Genomic DNA, 1,927 nt, shown 5'->3' on the forward strand with positions numbered 1-1,927 from the left:
CGGACTGGCAGCGCTCGGTCGAAACACTCGTGGCAGGCTCTCCCGTACCCGTCATCGTGAAAGAAGTCGGGTTTGGGCTCAGTCGCCGCACGCTCACGCACCTCACCAACCTCGGCGTGCGGGTCGCCGATGTCAGCGGCAAAGGCGGCACCGACTTCCTCCGCATCGAAGACGCCCGGCGAGACAACACCATCGGCAGCTTCGCGATGATGCGCGGCTACGGGCAGTCAGCCGCTGCCTGCCTGCTTGACGCCCCCGCAGACGCACCGCAGCTGCTCGCCTCAGGCGGAGTGCGTGACCCGTTCGACGTGGTGAAAGCGCTCGCGCTCGGCTCCGCAGCGGTCGGCGTGGCCGGCACGTTCCTCGCTGCTGTGCAGCGCGGCGGTGCCGACACCCTCGTGCCGCTCGTGCAGCGCTGGCAGCAGCAGATCGCTCAGATCATGGCGTTACTGGGCGCCTCACGCCCGACCGAACTGCAACACACCGATGTGCTGGTGCGCGGTAATCTCGCCGAATTCTCACGACTTCGCGGCATCGACCTCGCCGCGCTCGCCCGTCGCTCAGACGCGCGACCCTTCGCGCACCCTGACCCACCGGCGTCACCCCCGTCAGTTGCACCTGAGGAGCCACACCGATGAAGAACGCTGCAACGTTCGCCACCGAAGTCCCCACCCGCTGGGTGGGCCCGCTGCGTGTGAGCGGGGAAGCCGTCGCGCCAGGACTCCCCCACGCTGAGATCTCCGTTCCACTGGCCACCTACGAGACCCCGCTGTGGCCCTCCGTTGGTCGCGGCGCAAGCATCTCACGCGAGATCGAGGGCGGCATTCGCACCACGGTGATCGGTGAGCGCATGACCCGATCGGTGCTCTTCACCACGGCAGGCGCCCACGAAGCGTTTCGCGGCGCGCAGGTGATCCAGGATCGCTTTGCCGAACTGCAAGCGGTGGTGTCGCAGGGCAGTCGTCACGCGCGCCTCATCGAAGCTCACCCCGAGGTGGTCGGAAACCTGCTGTTTGTGCGGTTTGCGTTCACCACCGGTGACGCGTCAGGCCACAACATGGTGACGAACGCATCTGATGCCCTCATGGAACGCATTTTGTCTTGGCAGATCGGCCTCGAATACGGCTCCATTTCGGGCAACTTCTGCTCAGACAAGAAAGCCACCGCGGTCAATGGCATCCTCGGCCGCGGCCGCAACGTGGTTGCCGATATTTTGCTGCCGCACGAGGTCGTTGAGCGTCGACTCCGCACTACCGCCACCCAGATGGCTGACCTCGTCGTGCGAAAGAACCTCGTCGGCAGCACCATTGCCGGTGCGATTCGCTCGGCAAACGCACACTATGCCAACATGTTGCTCGCCTTCTACCTGGCAACCGGGCAAGACGCAGCAAACATTGTGGAGGGTTCGCAGGGCATCACCTACGCCGAGGCCCGCGACGAAGGGCTCTACTTCTCATGCAGTTTGCCGCACCTCATCGTCGGTACGGTAGGCAACGGCAAACACCTGACCCAGATCAACGACGCGCTCGAACAGCTCGGGTGCCGAGACGATCGCGAACCGGGCGAGAACGCACGCCGCCTTGCCTCTCTCATGGCAGCGACCGTGCTGTGCGGTGAGCTGTCACTGCTTGCCGCGCAGACCAACCCCGGCGAACTCATGGCCACGCACCTGCTCATGGAGCGAAAGGAACAGCAGTCTTCATGACCACCCCGACCCCGATCGGCATTCACGACCTCGAGCTGGCAACCACCCACTACGTGGTCGCGCTCGACGACCTCGCTGCCAGCAACGGCACAGACCCGGCGAAGTACCGCCTCGGGCTCGGCCAGGATCAAATGAGCTTCCCCGCCCCGGATGAGGACATCATCACCATGGGCGCCGCAGCCGCAGCCCCGCTCATCGAACGCAACGGCACCGAGGGCATCC

General features: G+C 65.3%; 2 protein-coding genes and 1 pseudogene. All 3 read left to right on the top strand.

Going from position 1 to position 1,927, the window contains the following annotated elements; translation table 11 throughout:
* A partial coding sequence (locus tag GX543_RS18330; protein WP_290854010.1) for an alpha-hydroxy-acid oxidizing protein occupies nt 1-638 on the top strand: 638 nt, incomplete at its 5' end.
* On the top strand, nt 635-1,705 hold the full coding sequence (locus GX543_RS18335) for a hydroxymethylglutaryl-CoA reductase (RefSeq protein WP_290854012.1): 1,071 nt from the start codon (nt 635-637) through the stop codon (nt 1,703-1,705). The genes GX543_RS18330 and GX543_RS18335, both read left to right, overlap by 4 nt.
* Nucleotides 1,702-1,927 (top strand): annotated as a pseudogene (locus GX543_RS18340) (hydroxymethylglutaryl-CoA synthase); the annotation flags it as partial. The gene GX543_RS18335 and the pseudogene GX543_RS18340, both read left to right, overlap by 4 nt.

Source organism: Gordonia sp. (in: high G+C Gram-positive bacteria), from assembly GCF_012515855.1.
Classification (GTDB): domain Bacteria; phylum Actinomycetota; class Actinomycetes; order Mycobacteriales; family Mycobacteriaceae; genus Gordonia.